Raw genomic sequence first — 24102 nt, 5'->3', positions numbered from 1 at the left:
ACTTTTGACAACAAATCAGTTAATACATATGTTTAGGCCCATAAAATACCGGCCCTATATTCAAACGGAACAAAAGACGAATATAGAAATCATATAATATATAGCAGTTGAATCCTAAAAGAACCTTTCCCAATTTATCTGTCTTAAATACCGGATGATAATATTTCAAAAAAACATCCCTACTTTCTGAAATCATCCTCTTCAGATGCTTTACCCTCATCTCACGCGGGATAGTCCTATCCGGCTGATAATCACTTTTCAAAGCTCTTCGGAATGGAACCAGCATAGAATTAACTGTAACTACCATATCTCCCGCTGGTATTTTCCATACTTTCATCATTTCTGCCAGAAGCTGTTGATATTTCACGAAACAACAGTATTCAGATTCAAATGAATGAATACGGTGGGATAGTGAAAAGGAATGTTTCACGTACACATAATTCTGCATATGGTTCAATACAAGATAATCACAATGCAACAAGTACTGATACATAAACAACAAATCTTCAAGACAATGTATATTCTCATCAAAGCGAATTGAAAATTCTTCTATTATACTCCTTGCATAAATTTTTGACACAGCATATCCCATTTCACAAATATTATTCTCTGCAAAAGATTTACCTATACTGGAGAAAGGCAAATAACGATCCGGCAAAGATAAAGAAGGCAAAGAGGTACCATCAGTTCTCCTACACAACATCCCTTGAATCACTAATCCTCTTCCTGAATAGGCTGCCTGCAAATTATAAAGCCCCAAGCAATAATCAGGCAGTATCCAGTCATCCGGATCTACAAAAACCACATACTTCCCGGTGGCGTGATCCAGCCCTCGGTTTCGTGCAACACTGACTCCAGAGTTCTCCTGATGAAATACTCTGACACGATAATCCTTAGATGCCCATTCGTCACAAATTTCTCCACAACGATCGGGACTACCATCATCAATCAGCAATAGTTCAAAATCCGCAAATGTCTGCGAAAGAATACTGGAAACACAGCGCGACAAATATTGTTCCACTTTATAAATAGGAACAATGACGGATATAATAGGTTCTTCTTTCATCTTGAATTTCTATCTATATTATCATATTTATAGTCAATGCATCCCGAAACTTTTTTTGAACCGGAGAAAACGTAACAAAGAAATCCAGCAATCAAAGAAACCGCCTCCCATGTGGCAAAGAAGATATTTCGCTATGCAATCTGCTTTATAATCTGGCATGAATCTTTCTTCTATCCATTCCTTTTCCTTGGACAATAAATCGTCCAGACAAGCCACCCGCTGCCTGAATGGGTAGCCATTAGTATGGAGGGATAGCAGTACACGCTGAAAAACCAGACTTACGGAGTGCCTCAAATAGCGGGTAAGTTCATCCGACAGGCAACAAACGTCCTCAAATCTTTCCATTCTGCTTCTATAAGCTGAAAAAATATTGTACTCATCGCTGTATGTATTCATACGGGAAGAAAGCGTTTCTGCAGAATAGGCTATCCTATAATTATAGTCCATGAAATTGCAAAGACGGATATAATCTGAAAGCAATATGTAATCTATCATAAAAATCAAATCTTCCATGCAATGGACATTACAATCAAAACATAATTTATTTTCACGAATCAATTCTGCACTATATAGTTTTGAACAAGAAAATCCAAAACGGTCAAGGCCATACTCCGCGAAACCTTCACCTATATTACTTCCTATGAATATTTCTGGAAGTGTAATCTTTCCTATTAACTTACCATCAATTGAATATTTTAAAGCTCCTCCCATCACCAAACCAATACCCGTATCGGGCAGGCTCTTATATAAATGCAACAAATAATCCGTGGAAACCCAATCATCTGAATCCACAAAAACAATATATGTACCCTTAGCATGCTGCAATCCTATATTACGTGCAACGCTAACGCCACTGTTCTGTTGATGGAACACCCGTATCCTCGTATCCTTTCCGGCATACTCTTCACAAATCTCCCCGCAACGGTCTGGGCTCCCGTCATCTACCAGCAACAGCTCAAAATTCGTAAAGGTCTGTACAAGAATACTGTCAACGCACTGAGGCAAGTACTCTTCTACCTTATAAACGGGGACTATAACGGATATTTCCGGGACATGATTCATATTCGCTCATTTTGTATGCAACACTGCCTTCATTTTTATAGACAACACCAACAAATAGTAGGCTGACTTTACAAAAGCCTTAAAATACAAATAGCCGGCATACGTAGGAAGCACATAATGGATGTTCTGCAACATCAGCTTCCATTCGGGACGCAGGCCCGTCATCTCCAACAAAGACGCATACTTTTTGTTCCTGAATACCAAATAACTCTGATAATGAAAGGATGTGTCTTTCGTGAAATACAGAATACGGTCAAAATATTTTGCCTTCAGAGTCTCAAAAAAAATATATATATCCCGGTTATCCTGCAAACACCGAGAAGACCGGATAAAATCGTAGATATAACCCAGCACCAGCACACGACATTCCAAATTACGCATAGACGGCGCCCGCATGATGGAGTCTGGCTGCATAGAATAATAGTAAGTGGTCTCACCGACGACATACATACTTTGAGCCATACATGCCAACTTAAATGACCATAAATCATCCTCGTGTACAATTCCCTCCTGGAAGTAGAGTTTATGCTGCAAAACGAGGGGACGACTCACCAGTTTGTTCCATGCCATGACATACCATTTTCCCTGCACATAAGTGGAAAGTACAAGAGCATTCCCTTCATAAAACCCGGTGCCTAATGATAAAGGAGGAGCCCAACGTCTGGCACCGGTCACCTCGTAATTGCCTATCACAAAATCCGGTCGCTTCTGCACCGCTGCATCTGCCAAAAGCTCTATTGCATTCGCAGAAATATAGTCGTCGCTATCCAAGAAGTACAGATAATCGCCAACAGACGCTAAAATACCGGTGTTTCTTGCAGCAGAAAGCCCTCTGTTCTCTTCATGTTCCAGACATCTCACCACCGCTCCGCGCGGATGCGAAGCCACCACCCGTCTGACTATCTCCATAGAGTTATCCGGAGTGCAGTCATTCACAAGAATAACTTCCAAATCCGGCCAGGTCTGGTTCAACACAGACAGCAGACACCGTTCTATGTACTTGGCAACATTATAAACCGGAACAATAATGGAAACTTTCATACTTTCAATCATATTTTCAGAATTTCACCTCATGGCCTTCCACAAACTCTTCCCACCACACAACAAGCGTCAACAGATTGAAATATTGCAAAGCCTTGTTCTGCCTATGCCAGAACCAACCGCCCGCCTTCTCTGCAACTTGTTCATAATCTGTAAGAAACTTCTTCACTGCATCACGACGCAGATAGTTGTCCATAATGCCGGAAGCAAGAATGAATTCCTTAAAGAGAGCACGTCGGGCCCTATCACGGAAGAACAGTGGCATAGGTGCAAAACCGCCCTGCTTCTTCTTCAAGGTAATGGCCTCGGGAAGTAAAGGTTTATAATGGTGCTTTAACAGATATTTAGAAACGGAACGACCCCGCGCAATGTCCAGTACACTGCTGCCCCTGCACTTCAACCCTACCGGTAGCTCCTGCAGGAAATGGAAAAGCTCCAGGTCCATAAAAGGATACGTCAGATTGTTACCGAACATGCGTGCCATGCTGGAAGCCTTGAAAAGAATGATACGGTTGATTACAGTCTCCAAATCGGAAAGAATGGCATGCTGCGCGTAAAGATGCTCGAAACTATGGATATCAGGCCGTAGTGATTTTACCGGCTCAAAATCTTCTTCCGGATTTTGCAGAAGGGCACACAAGGCAGAGTCGGAAAAGCCGAAACGCTCCCCTTCCAGAATATGAAGTATCTTATCCAAATGGAAATTGATGCGGGAAAGCTCTCCGCCGGTATCAAAGGTTTCATGCTCCACCAGACGGCTGATGCCACGCAGCAAGGGACGCAATCCTATGCGGGCGGCTAGATAATGCAACGCCACTTCGCGACCGGAAGTACCGAAATACTGGTCACTGCCGTCACCTCCCAGAATCACGTCGGGCTTGTCATCGCCTATCATGCGCATGGCACAATAGTTTACCATCAGCCCGCCTTCCATAAAAGGCTCACCCAGAAAACGGACAATGTCGGGCAAGGCACTGGTTTCCGTACCGTCAATCTCGTACTCATGATGGCGCGTGCCGAAGGTTTCGGACATCAGACGGGCCATGGGCAGCTCCGTCCAGGCATCTCCTTTAAAGCCCACGGAATAGGAGTCAATCTGGCCGTCGTAAATGCTGCGCAGCGCAGCAAGGTTGGACCCGGAATCATAGCCGCCACTCAGCAGGATGCCTACCTTGCGGCTGTCTCCGATACGCCGACGGATGGCTTGCGCATGCAATTCTCCATAACGGCGGGAATAGGCCTCGACATCCGGATTCCGTTCAGTCGCCACCTTGGGTTCATGCTCAAAAACGCTGTCGCGCTTCAGACAATAAATGTCATCTGCCACCTTCTCATATAAGCCGGGATTTCTTTCCTTCAGCGAATCAAACATGGAATGTACGTTCGCTTGTGTCTCTAACTTTACAGAAGCCCAAACCGGCATCAGATAACCAAGCTCTGTCAACATGTAGAACTTTTCGCCGGCACCTAAAGAATGAACATCGAATAGGGCGAAATTATTCTTCTTCAAAATGCCACGCTGAAGGAATGTACTCAATGAAACCAGATTAGGCTCGAAATTTTCTTCCAGTTGGTCCTCTAAAAATTGCCAGGAAGTGGCAAAATTACCATCAATGTGACAATAGACGGGATAATGCGTGCCATGATGGTCGCGCACCACTCCGCATTCATTTTCTGAATAATATACTATGGTGAACGAACCGTCCAGACGTGAAAAGCCATATGCCGGATCGGATAGAAACGCATCGGCAGCAAGCTTGGCATTGGTATCATCCGGAGTTGCCTGCAAGGTGTCCCGATTATACAAAGTTCCGAAAAAGAAAAGTCTCAGATTATAACTTTCAAAAGAAGATTCCGGCTCTTCTCCCTCTACACAGGCTGTACGCCAATCTTCTAAAGTGATTTTTCCGTATATCATTTGTTTGCTTATAGACTTGTTTATTGTGTATCCCTTTCTATTCCACCACCCCATGCCTGGTATGTATAAAGGTCTTGTTTGCTCCCCTCAGCTTGAAGATGTTTCCTGCCATCAGCAGGAATGTATAGGGTATCTTTTGCAGGGCCATTGCCAGGCGGCTGGTGCAGAACCTTTTGGGAACGGCAACGAGCAGTGCGACAGCGAGCAACACCAAGAGCAGCCACCACTTCAGCCCCCATGTCCAGCGATAAACCGTGAACAACACGGAGAAGAGGAACGTGAAGCCCACCAACAGCAGGCGAGGAATGGAAAGCTGCTGGAAAAGCTTGTCGCAGAAGTCCCAGTTACGCGCAACAAGCGCCTTCCACAGAAACTTGGCGAAAGTCTGGCAGTAGTGCCATTGTGCCGACAGCCAGCGGCGGCGCTGACGGGAGAAATCACCGGTGTTCTGTATCTTCTCATCAAATACAAAGGTTTCGGGCAGATAATAAAAGCGCTTGCCGCGATAGAGCAGGGTCAGCTCCAATTCACGGTCGAAACCGCCTACAGCCTTGATGTCAGCCATCGTATCACGGAACAAGTCATAACGGAACGCCATGCCGGAACCGATAAGGGCGGCCGACAAGCCCAGCTTGGCATGCCCCAAACGGAAAATGGTGTTATTGATTTCCTCACTGATGGCATCGAGCAAGGCCATGTCATTGTTCAGGTTCTTTGCACTCCGGTGGGTCTGCACAATCTCGACTTCCGGATTGGCGAAGAGGTCGTTAATATCACTCAGATAATCGTAAGGGATGACATTGTCCGCATCGAGCACCAAAGCGATGTCATAATTATTACCGATGGCAGTCATGGCGGCATTCAGAGATTTGGACTTGGTACTTTTCTCAAAATGCACTTCAACCAGGCGGACAGGAAGCATAGCGAGGGAAGCGTTGGTTTCGGGCTGCATACGGTCCGAAATGACAACCGTATCAAAACAGTCGGCGGGATAATCCTGCTCCAGGCATGAATGAACACACTCGTGTATCACGGCATCTTCGCGATAGGCAGGAATCAATATGGCAAAACGTTTGTGTTCCTTGGCTGGAGGGGGTAGAGGCAGGTCACGTCGGCGTGACGCCAGACTGTAAACCAATAGATACAGTATGTTTATTGCAAACAATATGTACAAAAGCCAATCAAGTATATTCAATATATGTTCCAAATTCAGGGCTATTTAAGCTTTAGAGCTGCTGCTTGTTTTTAATGGGTATCCGACACAAAGATACAAAAAAGAAGTAGAGTTTGGATAAAATATACAAAAAATGCGAAGAATATAGGAATAAAAAAACGAGCAAGCTCTCACGAACCCCTCGCCCCTATAAGAAAAGCCTTTAAGGCTTTTCTTTTAAACTACATCAATGTTACCTAAAAATCAATCTTTCTCTTTACCTAAAAAAATAAAACTTCAATTACCTATTCTGAAAACTTCAAAATCCAATTTTACCTTTACCTAATTTACCTATTTATTCAAAACATTTAGCTTATGAAAAAAATCTATTTTCAATCCTTTTACCTAATAACTAATATCCTTTATTGAAAACTGTTTTATTATTTATCAAATCCAAATGCAGTTTCCCAACTGCACTGCAAAGGTAAGTGTTTTATCCGCGCGCACAAAATGCCGACACATTTTTCGCGCGTTTTATAACATTGTTTTAGAGTTTAAGAGTATAGTTTACACTTATAAACAATTTGTTGTTCATCGGGAGCATACTTTCCAGTAAAAAACAAGCCACCGAAACGCCGAAACGCTTCGATGACTGTCCCCTTTAAACACCTTTAAACAAAATGAATTTCTTATTTATTTCCTCGCTTCAGCAATATAGCCCAAAGCTTCTTTACATTTTTCCGTAACATAAGTCCAGTCTTCAGCAGCGACCTTATCCTTCGGGAAGAGTTTGGAACCCATACCTACGCAGAACACACCCGCCTTAATCCAAGAGGTCAGGTTTTCCTGGGTCGGCTCCACTCCACCGGTCACCATCAGCTTGGACCAAGGCATCGGAGCCAGCAAACCTTTCACAAGTTTGGCACCAAGCACATCGCCCGGGAATATCTTGCAGAGATCGCAACCTGCTTCTTGCGCGAAGCCTACTTCTGAAACGCTGCCGCACCCCGGAGTATAAGCTACCAGACGACGGTTACAAATCTTAGCAATCTCCGGGTTGAACAACGGGCCTACAACGAAACATGCCCCCAACTGCAAATACAGCGCCGCAGTAGCAGGGTCGACGATGGAACCTACACCCATAGCCATCTCCGGGCACTCTTTTGCCGCAAACTTCACAACTTCCGCAAACACCTCGTGGGCAAAGTCACCACGGTTCGTGAACTCGAACGCACGAACACCTCCATCGTAACAAGCCTTTACTACTTTCTTTGCAACTTCTGCATCCTTATGATAAAAGACGGGCACCATTCCAGTAGAACCAATCTTATTCAATACTGCGATTTTATCAAATTTACTCATCTTTTTATTTACTATTTACAATGTACAATTTGCCATGCGGACTACTTGTACAATGCTTAATTGTCATATTACTTATATATTATACTTACCTCTATATATTATACTTTACCATTTACTTTATCACGCATAGTGAGTATAGATTTTACTACAATCTTCAAAAGCTCCTTGTTTTCAAGATACAAATCCTGCAACAAATCAGGTTTAACAAGTTCCAATTCTATTATAAGCTCCAACCAATAGGCCGTTTCATCAAGTTCTTCCTCTATCATTTTTAATTTGTTTAAGAAATCCTTGTCTGATTTTCCAACACAAGCTGCTCGATAATTGGCACCGGGAGAAGTACCGGAACGGACAATCTGGTTGCCAATAGCTCTACCTGCTGATGTATTAGGCAACTTGTCTACCAGCCTTATTATTCGTACCGCAAACATCTTCAAGCGGTTTTTCATATCATCTCGATTCATCAGCAGCACAAATTGTACATTGTAAATGATAAATTGTAAATGAACTTATCTCTGTACTCGTCCGCTTGCATCCCCCCCTGCCAGCGCTTCTACCTCTTCTGTAGAAACGAGGTTGAAGTCACCGTTGATAGTATGCTTCAAGGCAGAAGCCGCTACTGCAAATTCGAGGGCGGCACCCTGGTTAGGTTTTGTCAGCAGGCCGTGGATGATACCGCCTGAGAAAGAGTCGCCACCACCTACGCGGTCGATGATAGGATTGATGTCGTAACGCTTTGATTCGTAGAATTCCTCACCGTTGTAAATCATTGCCTTCCAGCCGTTGTGGGTGGCAGAGAAAGACTCGCGCAACGTAGAGATGACATATTTGAAGCCGAATTCCTTCGCCATCGCCTTGAAGATTCCCTTGTAGCCTTCAGCGTCCGTCTTGCCGCCTTCCACGTCTGCATCGGGCTTGAAGCCCAGACAGAGTTCAGCATCCTCTTCATTGCCGATGCAGACATCCACATACTGCATCAAAGGCTTCATGATGGACTGGGCTTTTTCTTTGGTCCAGAGTTTTTTACGGAAATTGAGGTCTACCGACACCATAACGCCGTGACGCTTGGCAGCTTCGCAAGCCAAGCGAGTCAGTTCCGCAGCCTTGTCGGAGATGGCGGGAGTGATACCTGACCAATGGAACCAGTCTGCACCTTCCATGATGGCATCGAAATCAAAGTCTGCCGCATCTGCCTCGGCAATGGCAGAGTGTGCACGGTCATAGATTACCTTACTGGGACGCATGGAAGCACCAGTTTCAAGATAGTAGATACCTACACGATCACCACCACGCGCAATGAAATCTGTCTTTACGCCATACTTGCGCAATGCGTTGACAGCCGACTGGCCTATTTCATGTTTCGGCAACTTGGTTACAAAATAAGCATCATGCCCGTAGTTGGCACAGCTGACAGCTACGTTGGCCTCACCACCGCCATATACCACATCAAAAGAGTCGGACTGCACAAAACGGGTATTTCCCGGAGTAGACAGTCTCAGCATTATTTCACCTAATGTAACTACTTTCTTTCCCATAATCTTTCTATATTTTATTTTAATATGAAATTAATTTATTTCCTTTCAATTTATCATCACGAGGTATAAAAAGAACTTAAACACTTGAAAATATGAATAGTAAATCAAAACAACATTCATTCTTCACAGTCTTCGTGTGCGGGCACAAAGATACAACAATTTTTGAAATACAAAAAATTATCATATATTTGTAGCGGAAATATCAAGATTATTATTGTGCACGAGCACAAGACATATACTCTACTTGGTACATTGTAAATTATAAATATAGATGGAAAGAGTCAGAATAAAAGATATCGCCAAGATGGCAGACGTATCAGTGGGAACCGTCGACCGTGTGATTCACGGACGCAGCGGTGTGTCCGAATCCAGCCGGAAACGGGTGGAAGAAATCCTGAAACAGCTGGATTACCAACCAAATATGTATGCCAGTGCACTGGCTTCGAACAAGAAGTACACATTTGCCTGCCTGCTGCCACTGCACGAGAAAGGCGAATACTGGACAGACGTAGAGACAGGCATACACAACGCCGTAGAGACTTATTCTGACTTTAACGTCGCCGTGCACCTCTCCTACTATGACCCGTATGACTATCATTCATTCGCGGAAGCCTCCAGACAGATTCTGTCACTGGAGCCGGACGGAGTGATGTTTGCCCCCACCGTTCCGCAATACACCAAGCCCTTTACGGATGAGTTGACGCAACATAATATACCTTATATATATATAGACTCCAATATAAAGGAAGAGCCCGCCCTATCCTTCTACGGGCAGAACTCGCACCAAAGCGGATATTTTGCCGCCCGCATGCTGATGCTGCTTGCCGGAGAAGACGCGCAGGAAATCGTCATCTTCCGCAAAATAAACGAAGGCATCGTTGGGTCGAACCAGCAGGAACGCCGCGAAATAGGTTTCCGCGAATACATGCAGAAGCATCATCCCGCCTGCCGCATCTGGGAACTGGACCTGCATGCCAAGCGCGACAGCGAGGACACACTGATGCTAGACGAGTTCTTCCAAGAGCATCCTACCGTAAAGAACGGAATCACCTTCAACTCCAAAGCATACATCATCGGGGAATACCTGCTGAAGAAGCAGAAAAAAAACTTCAACCTGATGGGCTATGACCTGCTGCAACGCAATGTAGACTGTCTGAAACAAGGAAGCATCTTCTTCCTCATAGCACAACAGCCCACCCTGCAAGGATTCGACGGCATCAAGGCCTTGTGCGAATACCTGATTCTGAAGAAGGAAATCACAAGGGAAAACTTCATGCCAATTGACTTGCTAACGAAGGAGAATATAGAGTTTTATTACAATAAATAGTTGCATGTACAATGTACCATCTACAATGTACAATTCGGGCATGCGGAAGGGGACTAATACTAGTGCAGCGCAGCCAAATTGTACATTGTAGATGGTAAATGGGGAATTTAAAAAATGGAGGCAAAGTACCTGAAAATCAATCCTTCCGACAATGTTGCAGTGGCTATCACAGCACTTCCGGCTGGTGAAAAACTCACGGTGGACGGAAAGGAAATCACCTTGAATGAGGATGTTCCTGCCGGACACAAATTTGCACTGAAAGACTTTGAGGAAGGCGAAAACGTCATTAAATACGGATACCCCATCGGCCATGCCCGGAAAGCGCAGAAGCAGGGAGACTGGATGAATGAAAACAATATCAAGACCAACTTGTCCGGGTTGCTGGAATACACATACAACCCCGTCAATGTAGACCTCAATACTACGGTCCTAAACCTCAATACTGGCGCGCCAAACCTGACCTTTAGAGGGTACAAACGCAAAAACGGAGATGTAGGCGTGCGCAATGAGATATGGATTATTCCGACAGTGGGCTGTGTAAACGGAATCATCAACCAACTTGCCGAAGGCCTGCGCCGCGAAACGGGCGGAAAGGGCGTGGATGCTATCATGGCTTATCCCCATAATTACGGCTGCTCCCAGTTGGGTGACGACCACGAGAATACAAAGAAAATCCTCCGCGACATGGTGCTGCATCCCAATGCGGGAGCCGTACTCGTGGTAGGCCTGGGATGTGAGAATAACCAGCCAGATGTATTCTGCGAGTTTCTGGGAGACTATGACCGGGATCGCGTAAAGTTTATGGTGACCCAGAAAGTGGGTGATGAATACGAAGAAGGCATGGAGCTGCTGCGCGAACTTTATGCCAAAGTCATCCAGGACCAGCGCGAGGATATTCCCTTAAGTGAATTGCGCGTAGGCTTGAAGTGTGGCGGTTCGGACGGTTTCTCCGGCATCACCGCCAATCCGCTACTGGGCATGTTCTCCGACTTCCTGGTAGCACAAGGCGGCACCAGCGTACTGACGGAAGTACCGGAAATGTTCGGTGCAGAAACCATTCTGATGAACCGCTGCCGCACCAAAGAGTTGTTTGAGGACACGGTGAAGCTGATTAATGACTTCAAGGAATATTTCCTCTCACACGGTGAACCGGTAGGCGAAAACCCGTCTCCGGGAAATAAGGCAGGTGGCATCTCTACATTGGAGGACAAGGCCTTGGGATGCACCCAGAAATGCGGCACAAGCTACGTGGAAGGGGTACTTCCATATGGCGAACGCCTGAAAGTAAAGGGACTGAACCTGCTGTCTGCTCCGGGAAACGACCTTGTAGCCGCCACTGCCCTTGCCTCTTGCGGATGCCACATGGTGCTGTTCACCACAGGACGCGGAACACCCTTCGGAACCTATGTGCCGACCATGAAGATTTCCACCAACTCCACTTTAGCAAAGAACAAACCGGGCTGGATAGACTTCAACGCCGGAGTTATCGTCGAGAACGAACCGATGAAGCAAACCTGCGAACGCTTCATCGAGTATATCATCAAAGTAGCAAGCGGTGAATTCGTGAACAACGAAAAGAAAGGCTACAAGGAAATAGCCATCTTCAAGACCGGAGTAACTTTGTAAATTGAAAATTAAAGACTGATAGATGGAGGGCGGGACAAAACCATTTTGTGCCGCCCTTTGTTTTTGTTACCTTTGCGGCGGAATTGATTTCACCACAGATTACCCCGATTAACATGGAATTGATTGAAAGGTAGAAATCTGTGGTGAACCATTAATCTCAACCAAACAATACAACTATGTCAGCAACAACCGATACAACCCCTAAAACCCAAAGCGGCTGGTGGGCACTCAGCCCGTTGGCGGTGTTCCTTTGCCTCTATCTGGTGACTTCGCTCCTGGTGAACGACTTCTATAAAGTCCCCATCACGGTAGCCTTCCTCGCCTCGTCCTGCTATGCCATCGCCATCACGCGCGGCCTGAATCTGGAACAGCGCATCTACCAGTTTTCCGTGGGCGCCAGTAACAAGAACATCATGCTGATGGTATGGATATTCATCCTTGCAGGAGCATTCGCCCAAAGCGCCAAGCAGATGGGCGCCATTGATGCGACCGTAAATCTGACCCTGCATATACTGCCGGACAACCTGCTGCTGGCGGGCATCTTCATCGCCGCCTGCTTCATCTCCCTCTCGATAGGAACAAGCGTAGGAACTATCGTCGCACTGACTCCCGTAGCCGTGGGGCTGGCGGAAAAGACGGGCATCGACCTGCCCTACATGGTTGCCATCGTGGTGGGAGGCTCGTTCTTCGGAGACAATCTTTCCTTCATATCCGACACCACCATTGCATCGACCAAGACGCAGGACTGCGTGATGAGGGACAAGTTCCGTGTCAACTTTATGATTGTGGTACCGGCAGCACTTATCATACTGGGCATCTATATCTTTCAAGGACTGTCCGTCTCTGCCCCACCACAAGTACAGACCATCGAGTGGATAAAGGTAATCCCCTACCTCATCGTACTGGGTACGGCCGTAGCAGGCGTCAACGTCATGCTGGTACTGCTGCTGGGCATCCTCTCTACCGGAATTATCGGTATCTATACCGGCACCGCCTTCTTCGACTGGTTCGGAGCCATGGGAACGGGCATCACCGGCATGGGCGAGCTCATCATCATCACCCTGCTGGCCGGAGGCATGCTCGAAACCATCCGCTACAACGGCGGCATCGACTTCATCATCTCCCGGCTGACCCGCCACGTCAGCGGCAAGCGGGGAGCCGAATTCAGCATCGCCGCCCTGGTCAGCATCGCCAATCTCTGCACCGCCAACAACACCATTGCCATCATCACCACCGGCCCCATAGCCAAGGACATCGCCATCCGCTTCCACCTGGACCGCCGGAAAACAGCCAGCATACTGGACACCTTCTCATGCCTTGTGCAAGGTATCATCCCCTACGGAGCACAAATGCTGATAGCCGCCGGACTTGCCGGCATCTCCCCCATCAGCATCATCGGAAACCTATACTACCCCTTCTGCATGGGAGCCTGCGCCATACTCGCCATTCTCCTGAGATACCCCAGGAAATACTCGGGAGAAGGATGAGTGATAAGTGATGAGTGATGAGTGGTGTTGTGTGAACATTTAAAAAAAACACCCTCATGCCAACAAATAACTCATAACTCATAACTCATAACTCAAAATCTTTTCTTACCTTTGCACCCGCTATTACGAGATAGTAGCATAATTCAAATCATTAACTAAAAATATTTTAATTAAATGGCAACAAAAATCAGATTGCAAAGACATGGACGTAAGAGCTACGCTTTTTACTCTATCGTTATTGCAGACGTAAGAGCACCACGTGATGGTAAATTTATTGAGAAGATTGGTACTTACAATCCTAACACCAATCCTGCCACAGTAGATTTGAAGTTCGACCGCGCACTTGACTGGGTGTTGAAGGGTGCACAACCTACTGACACAGTTCGTAACATCCTCTCTCGCGAAGGTGTTTACATGAAGAAGCACTTGCTGGGCGGTGTAGCAAAAGGCGCATTTGGCGAAGCGGAAGCTGACGCTAAGTTCGAAGCTTGGAAGAACAACAAACAAAGCGGTTTGGCTGCTCTGAAGGCTAAGGAAGACGAAGCTAAGAAAGCTGAAGCAAAGGCACGTCTGGAAGCAGAAAAGAAAGTAAACGAAGAAAAAGCAAAAGCATTGGCAGAAAAGAAAGCTGCTGAAGCTGCCGCAAAAGCTGCTGCTGAAGCATCGGCTGAAGAGGCTCCTGCAGAAGAAACCCCTGCTGCTGAAGAAACTGCTGCCGAATAATAGTAAGCACAGCATTATCGCTAAAAATGGGATTAAAACTATAAAAATCCTCTCCGGTTCATATCGGAGGGGATTTTTTATTACTATATTTGCAGCTATAATCATTCATTAAAAAAACAAGCAATGAAAAAGTTTACTTATCTGCTCGCTGTAGCCGCTGTGTTTACGGCTTGTAACAGTGGAAACAACGGTTACACCGTAACCGGAACTGTAGAGGGTGCAGCCGACGGCGACACCGTATATCTGGAAACCGTGGAAGGACGCCAATTCGTCAAATTGGATTCTGCTGTCATCAAAGGTGGAACATTTACCTTCAAGGGCACACAAGATACTGCTGTCAACCGCTACATCTCTTACAAAGCCGAAGGAAAAGACGGCGCAGCCATCGACTTCTTCCTGGAAAACGGCAAGATTATAATCAACTTGTCGCAGGAAAACAACTCTGCCACCGGTACTGCCAACAATGATGCCTACCAGGAAATCAGAGCCCAAATCAACGGTCTGAACAAACAGATGATGAGCATCTACGAATCCATGTCGGACACCACACTGACCGACGAACAGCGTGAAACCAAAGGCAAAGAGATGGAAAATCTGGAAAACAGCATGATATCTGCCATCAAAGCCGGCATCAAAAAGAACATCACCAACCCGGTGGGTGTACTCCTGCTGAAGCAGAACTATTACTACATGGATGTGGCAGACCTCAACCCGCTGATGCCCCAAATCCCCGCAGCTTACGACAACGACGAAGCCATCGTCAAGATAAAGAACAACGTTGAGAAAATGAAAGCCACTGCCGTAGGCCAGAAGTTCACAGACTTCGAGATGCAGACGCCGGAAGGAAAAACGGTAAAACTATCCGACTACGTAGGCAAGGGCAAAGTTGTCCTTGTTGACTTCTGGGCAAGCTGGTGCGGCCCCTGCCGTCGCGAGATGCCCAACCTGGTGGAAGCTTACGCCAAATACAAGAACAAGAACTTCGAGATTGTAGGCGTATCCCTGGACCAGAGTGCTGACGCATGGAAAGAAGCCATCAAGAAGCTGAACATCACTTGGCCGCAAATGTCCGACCTGAAATACTGGAACTGCGAAGGCGCACAGCTTTATGCCGTAAGCAGCATCCCCCACACTGTGTTGATTGACGGTGAAGGAACTATCCTTGCACGCGGATTGCACGGTGACGAACTTCAGGAAAAGATAGCTGAAGCTGTTAAATAATAAAGCCGGACACACCGGAAGCTAAAGAAGAATGCCACACTTCGCAAAGGCAAATGCTATTGATTGCGCCTTGCGAAGTGTGGCATTTCAATTGATAAAATGTTGCATTTCGGTCAATGAAGTGCGGCATTCGGGATGATGAAGTGCGGCATTTTCAAGAGAAGATGCGTGCCGCCATTTCCATACCCAACCGTACGGTTTCCCACTGCTTTTCCTCATCGGCCTCCGAAGGGGAAAGAAGCGCATTCGCATCCGGCAGGCACAAAGTGAAACGTTTCAAGGGGATATAGTTCAACACGCTCTCGGTCTTCGCCTGCAATTCATCCAGTTCGTCTTCCTGGGGATAATGGGACAGCACGAAACCGAATACCGCCTCTTTCTCGTGTATAAACCAGAGCAGACGGTTGCGGTCGCACGCGCCACAGTCGTAATTCAAGAAATAGGCATCGGCCCCATGCAGCTGCACCAACATATCCGTAGGTGCATGGAATGCAACATACATCCCTGCAGGACGCTCGCGCAAAACACGGTTATTCAGCCGAACGGTATCTTCCATTATCACCGAATGCACCCCGTCGAACTGGACGTAGCGACAACCGGCATCATAGAGTTGGGTAAGCAAAAGTTTGTAGCAGGAAGCAATATCATCCGTCAAAAGCCGAATGTCGGAATAAACGGTTTCTATCTGAGTCCGCTCCACGCGTTGAATAATCTGGGTCAAGAGTTCTGCCGGCGAGGGGATATGCTGTTTCTTCATCACCTCCCCACCCGCAATGGAATCAAGAAATGCAAATTCTTCCAGAACCGGATGCCGGAGCAAGCCGAGCCGTTCCGTAACCTCCAAAGGAGAACCTTCGGAGAAAAACTGGCCGTCTTTGGAACGGATACCCTCCCAGCTTTCCAAAAAATCACGACTTCGGAAACCACCGTCGGAAACCACCTTCATGCCTCCCTGTTCCAGCCGTTCCACAAGATTGCGCACTGACGCATCTTCAACCGCCTGCAAAGCCTGCCGGCTCACTTGTCCGTTCTGATATTGCTCGCGGGCATCCTTCAATGCACGAGGTACGCAAAAAGCTCCAGCGATGTCTATTTTAAACGGAGGAAATACATTTGCCATATTCATCCTTTCTTTGATTATTAAAATAATGATACTTCAGCCCCTATGCCACGGGCAATAAAGCAATACAATTGAACGGTAACAAGAGACATTATCAAGGATTGAGAACCTTAAATAAACCAATTCGTTACAAATATAACTAAAGAATCCGAAAATCCACAATCCGCTCCAAAGATTTATCTTCATTTGACACTTGAAAATTCAGAGAATGCTCAAGTATACAACAACAGCCTATAACGAACAACTTTAAAAAGTAATTTTTATTCAAAGTTTTCCATTTACAAATAAAATACCACTAATTATCAAGCGATTAACACTTTTTAAATCACAAAAAGTTTCCCAAAAAGTAAAACCTATCAATAACTATAATACCTTTGTTTCCGCATTTAAACTAAATAGATAGTCACATTTAAGTATAAAAGGTTATGATACAGACAGTACTCAAGCGCGACGGGCGCGTCGTCGGATTCAACGAAGAAAAAATAGCCACCGCCATCCGGAAAGCCATGTTGCATACAGATAAAGGTGAAGACCTGCAACTGATACACCAGATTACGGACCGCATCTCTTTCAAGGGGGATTCGCAGATGACGGTGGAAGCCATCCAGGATTTGGTGGAAGTGGAGCTGATGAAGAGCAGCCGTAAGGACGTTGCCCAAAAATACATCGCCTACCGCAACCAGCGAAGCATTGCCCGCAAGGCAAAGACGCGCGACATGTTCCTGGAGATTATCAACATCAAGTCCAACGACATCACACGCGAAAATGCCAATATGAATGCTGATACCCCGGCAGGCATGATGATGAAATTTGCCAGCGAAACCACCAAGCCTTTTGTGGACGACTATCTGCTGAGTGAAGAAGTTCTGGATGCCGTCACCCAGAACTATCTGCACATCCATGACAAGGATTATTATCCCACCAAGAGCCTGACATGCGTGCAACATCCGCTGGACCATATTCTGAAATACGGCTTCTCTGCCGGACACGGCGAATCGCGCCCGGCCAAACGCATCGAGACTGCCAGTATCCTGGGATGTATCTCGCTGGAAACAGCCCAGAACGAGATGCACGGCGGACAAGCCATCCCTGCATTCGATTTCTACCTTGCCCCCTACGTGCGCAACAGCTTCATCGAGGAAGTCAAGAACCTGGAAGAACTGAATGGAAAAGACTATTCCCATCTCTATCAGAAGGAACTGGCCGACTATCTGCTACAGCCGTTGGACGGACTGACGGACGAGGACCGCATCGTGCAGCATGCTGTCAACAAGACCGTATCGCGCGTGCACCAGTCCATGGAGGCGTTTATCCATAACATGAACACCATCCACTCACGCGGCGGCAACCAAGTGGTGTTCAGCTCCATCAACTACGGCACAGACACCTCTGCCGAGGGGCGCTGCATCATCCGCGAGCTGCTGAAAAGCACCTATCAGGGGGTAGGAAACGGAGAAACCGCCATCTTCCCCATCCAGATATGGAAAAAGAAACGGGGTGTGAGCTACCTGCCTGAAGACCGCAACTACGACCTCTACCAACTGGCCTGCAAGGTGACGGCACGGCGTTTCTTCCCGAACTTCCTGAACCTGGACGCCACCTTCAACCAAAGCGAGGACTGGAAAGCCGATGACCCGAAACGCTACCAGCATGAAGTTGCTACCATGGGATGCCGTACCCGTGTATTCGAAAACCGTTTCGGACCGAAGACCTCCATCGGACGCGGCAACATCTCTTTCTCTACCATCAACATCGTCCGTCTGGGCATTGAGTGCATGAACATCGAAGACAAGGAACAGCGCATCGCCCGGTTCTTTGCCAAGCTGGATAGTATGCTCGAAGTGACCGCACGCCAGCTGCACGAGCGCATGGAGTTTCAAAAGACCGCCTTCGCCAAGCAGTTCCCGCTACTGATGTCTGCCTTGTGGATAGGCAGCGAGAAGCTGAAACCGAACGATACGATTGCTTCCGTCATCAACCAGGGAACACTGGGAATCGGTTTCATCGGATTGGCAGAATGTCTCGTGGCATTGCTCGGAAAACATCACGGCGAATCTGGCGAAGCCCAGGAGCTGGGACTGAAAATCGTGACCTATATGCGCGACCGTGCCAACCAGTTCTCGGAGCAATACCAGCACAACTACAGCGTGCTTGCCACTCCTGCCGAAGGGCTGTCGGGCAAGTTCACCCGCATCGACCGTAAGAAGTTCGGCACGCTGCCGGGCATTACGGACCGTGACTACTACACCAACTCCAACCACGTGCCCGTATACTACAAATGCAGCGCCCGCCACAAAGCGGAAGTGGAGGCTCCTTATCATGAGCTGACCCGCGGCGGACACATCTTCTATGTGGAGATAGACGGTGACGCCACCCACAATCCGGAAGTCATTATGCGTGTAGTGGACATGATGGACCAATACAACATCGGCTACGGTTCGGTAAACCACAACCGTAACCGCTGTCTGGAGTGCGGCCACGAAAACTCCACCCCAAACCTGGAAGAATGCCCGAAGTGCGGCAGCAAGCATATCGACAAGCTGCAACGCATCACCGGCTACCTGGTGGGGACAACCGACCGCTGGAACAATGCCAAGCTGGCAGAGTTGAACGACAGGGTCGTTCATAATTAAAAATTAAAGGGCTGCGCAGTGCAAAGCGGAGCTTCATTTTTAATGGTTGACGTTTAATTTTTAATGATTAATGTTCAGCTTCCTACCTGCGATGTTTAATTTTTAATTTTTAATTATTAATTCCCTACTCATGCTTTCTATTCTCGACATTTTAGAAGATACCACAGTAGACGGTCCGGGCTTCCGGACCGCCATTTATGCTGCCGGATGCCCCAACGGTTGTCCCGGTTGCCACAATCCGGAGTCGTGGGACATCAACCGCGGGCACTGGATGAGTACGGAAGAGATTCTGGAAAAAGTCCTTGCCGACAACTTTGCAGACGTCACCTTCAGTGGTGGAGACCCGATGTTCCAGCCGGAAGGATTCACCCAACTGGCACATGCCATCAAGGAGCGGAGCCGGAAAAACATCTGGTGCTATACGGGCTATACTTTTGAAAAACTACTGCGCAACCCGCGCCAAGCCCAACTGCTGAAGTACATCGACGTACTGGTGGACGGCAAATTCAAGAAAGAACTGAGGGATGAGGAACTCTATTTCCGGGGAAGCCGCAACCAGCGTCTGATTGACGTACAGACATCCCTGCAAAAGGGGGAAACCGTAATTTACCACTATAATCCCCAAAAGGGCATTTAAAAAAGTATCCCGTCATTCTTCGCTTCGCTCCGAATGACGGGATACCTACATCACCATTCTATAAATTTCCCTCTTTCCCTGCGCTTCTGCAGCTCCTCCTGAAGAAAGCGCTGCCTATCCTTGGCGATATACCGGCGGGCAAAAATATTGGGCACCGCTACCCCCAGCGCTATGCAGAGAATAATCAGTGAAGCCGTGATGCCGTTGGAAACAACCGCCGTCACCTCGCCTACCACACCGTGCATATTGATAAGCCCGAAAAGCGAACGATACATCAACACTCCCGGAATCATCGGGATGACGGAAGGAATCGTCAAGACGTGATTGGGAACATGGAACCAATGCACTGCCTTCACGGCTATCAGGCTGACAACCATGCTGCCCATGAACGAACCTATCACCGGTCCGTAACCCAGCTCGAAATTGACAAAGTTACGCGTACAAACGGCGATGATACCGCCCACCGCAACAACCCACAACAAGCGCCGCTGTATATTGAATATCATGGAAAATCCCATGGCAGCTATCGCCGCCGCAATGGCATACACCAGATAACTATCATGAGGCACCATACTCAATTCGCTAAACTTCTTGTCAATCACAACATCCTCCACCGTCAGCAGACGCATGGCTATCACAATGCCGAAGGCCATTGCACAGACCATCAGCACCGTATTCACAGCCCGGACAATGCCCACCTGGATATAATTGTCAATCATATCATCCACAAAGTTTATCAACGGCACACCCGGAACAATGAACAGTGCACACGCCAACAACGGATGATAGGGAGTTTCCGAGAGTCCGGCAAAAGAAGACACATAGGCCAAGCAGGTCGAAATCAATGCGGCAATGGCAATACTCATATAGTGATTGATGCCGAACTCCATACAACGGACACGGACACGAAAACCGGCAAAAGCGCAGATGGAAGTAAACAGAAACGCCATCCAGTCACCACCGAACAGCTTGCAGAAACCTCCGCAGGCAAAGCCGGCACCGATGGCAACAACGTATGGCACATAGTTCCGCTTCTTGTTTTTGATTCTTTCCAGTTCCTCCTCATACTGGTCGAGGGAGTAGTCATTCTCAATGGCCCGCCAGGACAGTTTGCTGATTTCGGAAATGGCTGTCATGTTGATGCCATGCTTCTCGCACTTCTGGAATTTGGAGAACGAATGCAGGCCGTCGCTCACATTCACCACCAGCATGGTATAACTTACGTCGATGTGGAGCTTTTCTTCCGGCAGCCCCAGATAGGCGGCAACACGGTTTAGGTTACGAACAACACGGTTTGTATCAGCCGCACTCTCCACCAGCAGCTGTCCGGTACGAAGCAATAAATCGAGTTTCCTGCGCAGCAGGGCAATCTCTTGTTCAGTCAAAGTCTTATCCATGAATCTTTTTACCTATTTTTTTGGAGGCACAAAGATAGGCAAAATGTAGAAAACGATTTCATTCTTTCGGCAGAAAACTCTACCTTTGCAGCCGTTTTTTTAATGGACACAAATGGAAATATTCTGGAATACTATCGCACAATACAACGAGGCCACCTGGTGGACACAGCTCCTCATCACCGCAGCAGGTATCCTGCTCACCACGCAGCTCTACCGGAAACCGACCTTATGGGCAAAACGCTCCATGAAAATCTACATGGTATTTCTGAACGGGTGGATATCCGTCGTGTACTACATGATGTATTGCGGAGCGCGCGGACACCACTATATACTCGCCATCTTCTGGGGAGTGATTGCACTATTGTGGCTATGGGATTTGTTTACCGACTACACTCCGTTCGAGCGCAACCCGAAATACAAAGTACTGGTGGGGGTACTCTATGCAATGCCTTTCCTCTACCCGCTCCTTTCGTGGGCACGCGGAATGGAATTTCCCATGATGACCACCACCGTGATGCCCTGCTCGGTAGCAGTTTTCACCATCGGGCTACTGCTGGCTTTCTCGCGCAGGGTCAACCTGCTCGTCATTCTGTTCCTTTGCCACTGGGCGCTCATCGCCTTTTCCAAAGTCTACATCTACAAGATTCCCGAAGACCTCCTGCTGGCAAGCGCCACCGTACCTGCCATCTATCTGTTCTTCAAGAACTACTTTGAACAGAACTTACACAAGGAAACCAAGCTGGGCGCACGGCTCATGAACTGTTTCCTTATCCTCATCTGCATAGTGGTCGGGGTACTGCTCAGCATGACGCTGCTTCATGGAATGAAAGGATAAAGAAATAGAGCGCTTCCGCGCACCAAAATCATTTCTTCTTTCCTTGATTGGCCACAGCCTCCATTAATTTCTTTATCTCCTCAGGGTTACCCAAGAAATAGTCTTCCGTCAAGTTTAGCTCATTATCAAACTCAAAAACATAGGGCACCGCCGTAGGCAGGTTCAGATGCACGATTTCATCGTCCGAAATATGCTTCAGATGTTTGATAATACCCCGCAGGCTATTGCCATGAGCCACTACCAGCAATTCATCGGCCATTTTCAGATTCGGGAAGATGATACACTTCCAGTAAGGCATGATACGCTCAATCGTATCTTTCAACGACTCCGTACGGGGCAGTTCGGCATCGGGCACTTCTTGATAACGGTCCTCAAAACGCGGATTACGCGGGTCATCCTCGGCCAATGCATGCGGAGCCACATCAAAGCTCCGGCGCCATACCAACACCTGCTCGTCACCGTACTTGGCAGCCGTCTCTGCCTTGTTCAGCCCTTGCAACTGGCCGTAGTGTTTCTCATTCAACCTCCACGATTTCTCCACCGGAATCCAGTCCTGGTCGAGGCGGTCCAGCACACAATCCAGTGTCTTCACGGCACGCTTCAGATAGGAAGTATACGCCTTCTTGAAGCGGAATCCCTTTTCTGCCAGCAGCTCACCCGCTCTTACAGCTTCAGCAACGCCTTTCTCTGTCAAATCAACATCCGTCCACCCCGTGAAGCGGTTTTCCTTATTCCATGCACTCTCGCCGTGGCGAAGCAAAACAATCTTTTTCATATAGTCTCCTTTCAGTTTTACCTATAGAACACCCGGCTACCTCCTCTTGTTCATGCAATAGCGGACCACATATACCAAAAGTATCAGAAACGCCACCCACACCATGCTGATGACCGGCAGGTAGCGGTTATACAAATATTCCCCTTCCTTCGGGACACGGTTGAAAGTACAGATTATGCAATTACAGCACGCATCGAGTGCATCATGCGAGAATACCGAAAAAACAATGATAGCCACCCCCGCAAGAAGCATCATCAAAGTCCCCCACACCAGCCACTTACCAGCCACGGAAGGATGGAATTGCGAATGAGTGGAATGTACGAATCTAACCATAAACACTTGTCTATTATTACCGGTACAAATGTCCTTCATTTTTAACAATCCGGCAATACCTACTTTTCATCAAAAAGAGAGTCTGCCATCCCAATTAGTAGGTAGCCACGACCTCTATAAACCACGCCACAAGCTAACCCGAAATGGGGAGCGGCACAACACTAAAAGCCCTACATGTAGGTATTTCACGTTCTCCGGCAAAGCCTTTACTTTGCAGCAAACAATTTAATCACTTTATTTACAATGAAAAAGACTGGTGTTTTTTATGGTTCCAGTACCGGAACCTGCGAAGAGTTGGCTAACCAGATAGCCAAAAAGTTGGGAGTTTCCTCCACCGACGTACATAGTGTTGACAAGATGACCGCCGATAAAATCAAGGAATATGAAGTGCTGGTTCTAGGTACCTCCACTTGGGGAGACGGCGAACTGCAGGACGACTGGTATGACGGCGTAAAAGTACTGAAGAGCACCGACCTTTCCATGAAGCTCGTAGCCCTATTCGGTTGCGGCGACTCCGAATCCTACTGCGACACATTCTGCGACGGCATCGGAGTACTCTACGAGGACTTGAAGGATAGTGGGTGTACCTTCTTGGGCAACAAAGTCAGCACGGACGGGTATTCCTTCTCCTCTTCCATCGCCGTGGTAGACGATGCATTCGTAGGACTTCCCCTCGACGAAGTGAACGAGAGTGACAAAACCGCCGAACGCATTGACGCCTGGACAGCCGAAATAAAAAGCAAGCTCTAGAAAAGAAACAGACCATCCGTTTAAAGTAAACGGATGGTCTGCCTGCATCATGCAGATGATATCTTTCATCTGAACAGACAATGTGTTCTGCCATATCGCAA

The 24102-nt window shown here is 47.3% G+C and carries 21 protein-coding genes; 9 read left to right on the top strand and 12 right to left on the bottom strand.

Translation table 11 applies throughout. The features are described from left to right. Nucleotides 1-19: 19 nt before the first annotated feature. From DWY57_RS07325 to DWY57_RS07290, 8 genes are all read right to left on the bottom strand, one after another. Entirely contained in the window at nt 20-1066 is a 1047-nt protein-coding gene (locus tag DWY57_RS07325) for a glycosyltransferase family 2 protein (RefSeq protein ID WP_117601360.1), read from the bottom strand. Between the two features lie 33 nt (nt 1067-1099). After that, nucleotides 1100-2128 (bottom strand): glycosyltransferase family 2 protein, encoded by a 1029-nt coding sequence (locus tag DWY57_RS07320; RefSeq protein WP_119961503.1) that lies wholly within the window; start codon nt 2126-2128, stop codon nt 1100-1102. A gap of 6 nt (nt 2129-2134) precedes the next feature. Then, a complete protein-coding gene (locus DWY57_RS07315; protein WP_227186882.1) occupies nt 2135-3169 on the bottom strand; it encodes a glycosyltransferase family 2 protein in 1035 nt (344 codons plus the stop codon). A 16-nt stretch (nt 3170-3185) separates the two neighbouring features. After that, nucleotides 3186-5087 carry an asparagine synthase C-terminal domain-containing protein gene (locus DWY57_RS07310; protein ID WP_117601363.1) on the bottom strand — a complete coding sequence of 634 codons (1902 nt, stop codon included), beginning with the start codon at nt 5085-5087 and terminating at the stop codon, nt 3186-3188. 37 nt (nt 5088-5124) lie between these two features. Next, nucleotides 5125-6294, bottom strand: coding sequence for a glycosyltransferase family 2 protein (locus tag DWY57_RS07305; RefSeq protein WP_119961502.1), 1170 nt, complete (start codon nt 6292-6294; stop codon nt 5125-5127). Between the two features lie 639 nt (nt 6295-6933). Beyond that, nucleotides 6934-7602 carry a bifunctional 4-hydroxy-2-oxoglutarate aldolase/2-dehydro-3-deoxy-phosphogluconate aldolase gene (locus tag DWY57_RS07300; protein WP_022401191.1) on the bottom strand — a complete coding sequence of 223 codons (669 nt, stop codon included), beginning with the start codon at nt 7600-7602 and terminating at the stop codon, nt 6934-6936. 98 nt (nt 7603-7700) lie between these two features. Further along, nucleotides 7701-8066, bottom strand: coding sequence for a four helix bundle protein (locus DWY57_RS07295; RefSeq protein WP_117601365.1), 366 nt, complete (start codon nt 8064-8066; stop codon nt 7701-7703). Nucleotides 8067-8111: 45 nt separating this feature from the next. Beyond that, nucleotides 8112-9137, bottom strand: a complete 1026-nt coding sequence (locus DWY57_RS07290) for a sugar kinase (RefSeq protein ID WP_117601366.1) — start codon at nt 9135-9137, stop codon at nt 8112-8114. 271 nt (nt 9138-9408) lie between these two features. On the opposite strand from DWY57_RS07290, the gene DWY57_RS07285 reads away from it, so the two are divergent. The 5 genes from DWY57_RS07285 to DWY57_RS07265 all read left to right on the top strand — a co-directional run bounded on the left by DWY57_RS07285 (nt 9409) and on the right by DWY57_RS07265 (nt 15521). Then, entirely contained in the window at nt 9409-10464 is a 1056-nt protein-coding gene (locus tag DWY57_RS07285; RefSeq protein WP_117601367.1) for a LacI family DNA-binding transcriptional regulator, read from the top strand. A gap of 114 nt (nt 10465-10578) precedes the next feature. Further along, complete coding sequence (locus tag DWY57_RS07280) at nt 10579-12090, top strand: altronate dehydratase family protein (protein WP_117601368.1); 1512 nt, start codon at nt 10579-10581, stop codon at nt 12088-12090. A gap of 176 nt (nt 12091-12266) precedes the next feature. Beyond that, the gene (locus tag DWY57_RS07275; RefSeq protein ID WP_117601369.1) at nt 12267-13577 is read left to right on the top strand and encodes a Na+/H+ antiporter NhaC family protein; all 1311 of its coding nucleotides are present in this window, start codon (nt 12267-12269) and stop codon (nt 13575-13577) included. Nucleotides 13578-13751: 174 nt separating this feature from the next. Beyond that, nucleotides 13752-14300 (top strand): 30S ribosomal protein S16, encoded by a 549-nt coding sequence (locus tag DWY57_RS07270; protein WP_117601370.1) that lies wholly within the window; start codon nt 13752-13754, stop codon nt 14298-14300. A gap of 123 nt (nt 14301-14423) precedes the next feature. Continuing rightward, entirely contained in the window at nt 14424-15521 is a 1098-nt protein-coding gene (locus DWY57_RS07265) for a TlpA disulfide reductase family protein (RefSeq protein ID WP_117601371.1), read from the top strand. A 154-nt stretch (nt 15522-15675) separates the two neighbouring features. On the opposite strand, the gene DWY57_RS07260 is transcribed toward DWY57_RS07265, so the two are convergent. After that, entirely contained in the window at nt 15676-16641 is a 966-nt protein-coding gene (locus tag DWY57_RS07260; RefSeq protein WP_171030455.1) for a cobalamin biosynthesis protein, read from the bottom strand. A 425-nt stretch (nt 16642-17066) separates the two neighbouring features. Between DWY57_RS07260 and DWY57_RS07255 the strand changes: the two genes are divergently transcribed. Both DWY57_RS07255 and nrdG read left to right on the top strand, forming a co-directional pair. Beyond that, nucleotides 17067-19274 carry an anaerobic ribonucleoside triphosphate reductase gene (locus tag DWY57_RS07255; RefSeq protein WP_098032254.1) on the top strand — a complete coding sequence of 736 codons (2208 nt, stop codon included), beginning with the start codon at nt 17067-17069 and terminating at the stop codon, nt 19272-19274. Nucleotides 19275-19404: 130 nt separating this feature from the next. Then, the gene (gene nrdG, locus DWY57_RS07250) at nt 19405-19911 is read left to right on the top strand and encodes an anaerobic ribonucleoside-triphosphate reductase activating protein (protein WP_117601373.1); all 507 of its coding nucleotides are present in this window, start codon (nt 19405-19407) and stop codon (nt 19909-19911) included. 50 nt (nt 19912-19961) lie between these two features. Here nrdG and DWY57_RS07245 read toward each other — a convergent pair whose 3' ends face one another. Next, complete coding sequence (locus tag DWY57_RS07245; protein WP_117601374.1) at nt 19962-21308, bottom strand: threonine/serine exporter family protein; 1347 nt, start codon at nt 21306-21308, stop codon at nt 19962-19964. Between the two features lie 112 nt (nt 21309-21420). Between DWY57_RS07245 and DWY57_RS07240 the strand changes: the two genes are divergently transcribed. Then, entirely contained in the window at nt 21421-22143 is a 723-nt protein-coding gene (locus DWY57_RS07240) for a DUF6064 family protein (protein ID WP_117601375.1), read from the top strand. 28 nt (nt 22144-22171) lie between these two features. On the opposite strand, the gene gpmA is transcribed toward DWY57_RS07240, so the two are convergent. Beyond that, the gene (gene gpmA / locus DWY57_RS07235) at nt 22172-22918 is read right to left on the bottom strand and encodes a 2,3-diphosphoglycerate-dependent phosphoglycerate mutase (protein WP_119961501.1); all 747 of its coding nucleotides are present in this window, start codon (nt 22916-22918) and stop codon (nt 22172-22174) included. A 36-nt stretch (nt 22919-22954) separates the two neighbouring features. Continuing rightward, nucleotides 22955-23251, bottom strand: coding sequence for a hypothetical protein (locus DWY57_RS07230; protein ID WP_005837364.1), 297 nt, complete (start codon nt 23249-23251; stop codon nt 22955-22957). Nucleotides 23252-23494: 243 nt separating this feature from the next. Here DWY57_RS07230 and fldA point away from each other — a divergent pair, with 243 nt between their 5' ends. Beyond that, on the top strand, nt 23495-24001 hold the full coding sequence (gene fldA / locus DWY57_RS07225) for a flavodoxin FldA (protein WP_119961500.1): 507 nt from the start codon (nt 23495-23497) through the stop codon (nt 23999-24001). The last annotated feature ends 101 nt before the right edge of the window (nt 24002-24102 follow it).

It is taken from the genome of Bacteroides sp. AF25-5LB (assembly GCF_003602965.1).
GTDB lineage: Bacteria > Bacteroidota > Bacteroidia > Bacteroidales > Bacteroidaceae > Bacteroides > Bacteroides uniformis.
The sequence above is the reverse complement of the archived record's forward strand: the minus strand, read 5'-3'. Positions and strand labels throughout refer to the sequence as shown.